Origin of the sequence: Chamaesiphon polymorphus CCALA 037 (assembly GCF_003003845.1) — a bacterium.
GTDB classification, from domain to species: Bacteria; Cyanobacteriota; Cyanobacteriia; order Cyanobacteriales; family Chamaesiphonaceae; genus Chamaesiphon; species Chamaesiphon polymorphus.
The window spans coordinates 1-4,317 of the sequence record NZ_PVWO01000488.1; the positions used below are offsets into that span (position 1 = coordinate 1).

Sequence of the window (4,317 nt, forward strand, 5' to 3'; positions counted from 1 at the left end):
GTCTAGTGAACTTGTGTATACACAGTAGCGTCTGCCTTACAGACGCTACGCGGTGGCGTTGGCGGAGTCTGCCGGAGGCATAGCCTCGCCTCTGGCGAAACGGAGGGGTGCCCGTAGGGCGGGCTAGGTCGATCTCCGCACCTGCCACTAGATCTCGATCTAGATCGAGAGCCGTTATTTAGAAGTTGATGCCGATACCGCCGCCGATGCCGAAACGGCTGGTGGGGCCACTATTTTGGTCGCCAGCGATGTCGAGCCAAGCGGGGGTGACTTGTAAACCAACGGAGTCGCCGAGTCGGACGCTGATGGGTAAGCCCACGCTAAAGTTGCGACCGTTGTAATCGGCAGCTACGGCAATATTTTCGGAGAAGCGGAAGCCCAGACTGCCGAAAACATTGAGGTTGCTGTTATTGAGAGTCAGATCGTTGAAGGTGCGGAACCGACCGTTACCCGCGCCGACGGAGGCGGTGAGGTTGCTAGTTTCGCCAAACGGTAAGATACCTGTAACTACGCCGTAAAAAGTCTGACCCGGATCGTTGCTGGCGTTGTAACCATTGCGGATCGCGTTTTCCCAGCCGCCCGCGATCGCCAGATTTTCGCCGATTTGTCTGTGAACCTTGAAGTTGAACCCGCCGCGTTCGGCCAAACTGCCACCAGCAGAGGTGTAGGAGGCTTCTACGCCGAGGAATTTGCGGGAGTCGCCGATCCCGATCCCGCCGCCGTAGACGGTGCTCGTACCGCCATTAGGGGCGATCGCGACGGGGAGGTTATTTTGATAGCCAGCACCGACAAAGATGTCGCCCCAGTTAGCTCCAAAGGCGGTGGGGGTAGTAATACCACCTGCGGGGGCGTTAGGTGCCTTGCGTTGGCTGCCGACGACGATCGCGGGTGGGGTACCAATGCTCGTCCGGTTGATGATTTCTTCCGGGCTGAGGGCGACTGGTGCGGTGGCACAGTTGATGATGTATTGTTGCGCGGGGCTGTCACTAGCTAAGGCAGGGATTCTACCTGCGGCTACTAAAATTTGATGGAGGGTTGCGGCGACATCTGCCCGCGTAGCGATCCGATTGGGATCGTAGGTGCGATTGGTAGCATAGGAGACGCTGACTGCGACACATTTCTGGGTGGCGGCGACGATCGCATCGCGACCGTAGCTGGGAATCTGTCCGGCATCTGTAAATAACTCATCTACGCGACTGGCGATGCTACCATCGGGTTGCAAGCGACTACCATTGACGAAAGCGACTAGCGATTCAATCCGCAGGATATTGCGGGTAGGGCCGAAGGTATTGTTGGGGTAGCCAGCAATGAAGCCTGCACGATAGGCTCTGTCGATGACTGAAGCTGCCCAATAGTTTGCGGGTACGTCTCGAAAGGTGCGAGATTCGCGAATCGGCTGGAGGTCGAAAGCTTTATTCAGTAAAGCTGCAAATTCTGCCCTCGTAATGGGTTGGTCGGGGCGATAGGTACCATCTGGGTAGCCGACAATAATATTTCTGTCGGCTAATGCCCTAATAAAGGGTTCTGCCCAGCTACTGGAGACGTCACTCAGTCGTGCCTGTGCGAGCTGGGTTTGGGCGACTTTGGCAGTAGGTGCTGTCGGTTGAGCGGAGGAACTGGTGCTGGTTGCAGCGATCGTCGCACTCATGAGCGCGATCGACAAAGCAATATGGCGAATGCTCATTTTAGGCATCGATTTTTTGAAGGAGAATTGTTTTTTAGATTTCACGATCGGAGATTTTGGGTACAAGTAATGGTGGAATTATTGAGAGAAATTTACAGTCGATGCCGACATTTGAAAAACAAGTAAAACCACAGTCAAATCGCATTTTAAGCAATACTTTAATTGGCGTTGCCCGCTTGGAAGATCGGAGATAAGCAATGACCTTTCCGAACTAACGGAAAGTATCTGCGATCGGCAACACCATCAATTTATATATCTCACTCGCCCGAGATATATCGTTCTAACCCAGGTAGGTTAGCTCGAAATTTACTTGTCCAAGAGATTTTTACTTTTCTCAACAAGGTCTTGGGGAGTGTCTTTGATTTGTTCGGCTTCTTGCTCGATGACCTCTTTGGCTTTATCTAAGCTCTGTTTGACAGATTGATTGCCATCTTTGAGGGCTTCTTCTACTTTTTGTTCTTCAGCCTTTTCTTTTCGGATGACTCGATCGACAATGCTAGCTTTGCTATCGAGGACGATCGGTGCAGCAGTAGCATTATCCATGCCGATTGCGATCCCCTGCCATAGGGAAACGGTCATCAGCAAGCCAATTAGGACTTGTCGAACACTACGTTTTAAAACAGAAGCTAGAGTGGTAACTCTGAGTTTCATATTATTATTGGTTTAGGTGTGTACACTCTATTTTTAACAGTAAGCATCCTCAAAAAAATCGTTCGATCGAAGTATTATTTCTACAATATTTATAACAGACCACTCTTTCGATCGGTCGAACAGTGGTGACGAGAAAGCTTTTCGATCGCGATCGAATCTGTCAAAATCGAGTCAGGGAACGTCCAAAAATAGTAGCGAATCGATCGAGTGCGCCCGATTTCGATGTCGGCTAACGAGCGTCTCAAAAATATTCTCCCTCTTTAGACAGATTTCGATCGTAGATTTTATCCTGCAAATGATAGAAAAAATTGGGGATCGCCGAGCGATACAGATGTCTCGAATGCCCGATAGACAAGCCCACATTTGTAAAGAGAAAATTAAGAACGACAATACTTTTACGGTTGTCGCTTACTTAACCATTCGGCTCAATAATATATGTCTGACCATAACGGTGTAATGATGCAATACTTTCACTGGTACAGCCCAGATGACGGTAGCCTGTGGAATCAGGTGGCAGCAAAATCTAGCGAACTAGTGGAGGCAGGCATCACTTCCCTCTGGTTGCCACCTGCTTATAAAGGCACTGGCGGCGGCATGGATGTCGGCTACGGCGTCTATGACTTGTTCGATTTGGGCGAGTTCGATCAAAAAGGCTCGGTGCGAACGAAATACGGTACCAAAGAAGAGTACGTCAATGCCATCAAAGCTGCTAAAGCAGTAGGAATGCGGATCTATGCCGATGTCGTGTTCAATCACAAAATGGGCGCAGATGAAGCCGAAGATGTCGAAGCGACGCCGTTTAACATGGACGATCGTCACGCCCCAATTGGCGAATATCAAACCATCAAAGCCTGGACGCACTTTACCTTCCCCGGACGCGCTGGTAAATATTCAACCATGGAGTGGCACTGGTGGCATTTTGACGCGATCGACTACAACGCCTACAACGAGGGCGAATCGGCAGTCTATCTGCTCAAAGGTAAGTCATTTGAAGAAAATGTCGATAAAGAGAAGGGCAACTTTGACTACCTGATGGGTTGCGATCTCGATATGGAGAATCCCGAAGTTGTCGGCGAACTCAAGTATTGGGGCGAATGGTGTTATGACACTACTGACATCGATGGCTTTAGGTTCGATGCCGTCAAACACGTCTCCGCAGACTTCTTCCAAGAATGGTTGCAGCACGTCCGGCAATATGCCCAACGCGATCTATTTGCAGTTGGTGAATATTGGTCTTATGAAGTCGATGCACTCCACCACTTTATCGAAACTACCGAAGGTACCGTCCATTTATTTGACGCACCGCTGCACTACAATTTCCACGTCGCCAGTCAAGCCGGAGAAAATTACGATCTGACCACAATTTTCGATAATACCTTGGTGCAACAACAGCCCACACTCGCTGTCACCCTCGTCGAAAATCACGATTCTCAACCGCTCCAGTCTCTCGAATCGATCGTCGAGCCGTGGTTCAAACCCCTGGCTTACGCCTTGATTTTACTCCGCGAAGCCGGATACCCCTGCATCTTTTATGGCGACTACTACGGCGCGCACTACAAAGATTATGGCAAAGATGGCAACGAGTATGAAATCTGGATGGACTGTCATCGGTTCTTAATCGACAAATTCCTCTACGCCCGTCAAAACTATGCCTACGGCGCACAACACGACTATTTCGACCATCCCAGCACCATCGGCTGGACGAGATTAGGCGATGACGAGCATCCCGGTGGCATGGCTGTAGTCCTCACTAACGGCTCCAATGGCGGTAAATGGATGGAAATCGGTCAGCCTAATACTACCTACGTCGATATTACCGAACATGTCAAGGAGCCAATTACCACCAATGACGATGGCTGGGCTGAGTTCTGCTGTAATGGCGGCTCTGTCTCAGTCTGGGTCAAACAATAACGAAGGTAGCAGTCAGAAGTCAGAAGTTATTTGAGTTACTGCGTAGATCTACCCACCCCGCCCTATGGGCA

General features: G+C 50.2%; 4 protein-coding genes. 1 reads left to right on the forward strand and 3 read right to left on the reverse strand.

Annotated features, from left to right (window positions below):
- Window positions 1-178: 178 nt before the first annotated feature.
- From C7B77_RS24985 to C7B77_RS30450, 3 genes are all read right to left on the reverse strand, one after another.
- Window positions 179-1,729: an S-layer homology domain-containing protein gene (locus C7B77_RS24985; protein WP_106311312.1), complete on the reverse strand. Its 1,551-nt coding sequence runs from the start codon at window positions 1,727-1,729 to the stop codon at window positions 179-181.
- 261 nt (window positions 1,730-1,990) lie between these two features.
- Window positions 1,991-2,335 carry a hypothetical protein gene (locus tag C7B77_RS24990; protein WP_106311315.1) on the reverse strand — a complete coding sequence of 115 codons (345 nt, stop codon included), beginning with the start codon at window positions 2,333-2,335 and terminating at the stop codon, window positions 1,991-1,993.
- Window positions 2,336-2,424: 89 nt separating this feature from the next.
- Window positions 2,425-2,580 (reverse strand): hypothetical protein, encoded by a 156-nt coding sequence (locus C7B77_RS30450; RefSeq protein ID WP_181244025.1) that lies wholly within the window; start codon window positions 2,578-2,580, stop codon window positions 2,425-2,427.
- A 190-nt stretch (window positions 2,581-2,770) separates the two neighbouring features.
- Between C7B77_RS30450 and C7B77_RS24995 the strand changes: the two genes are divergently transcribed.
- Window positions 2,771-4,246, forward strand: a complete 1,476-nt coding sequence (locus C7B77_RS24995) for an alpha-amylase (protein WP_106311318.1) — start codon at window positions 2,771-2,773, stop codon at window positions 4,244-4,246.
- Window positions 4,247-4,317: the final 71 nt, after the last annotated feature.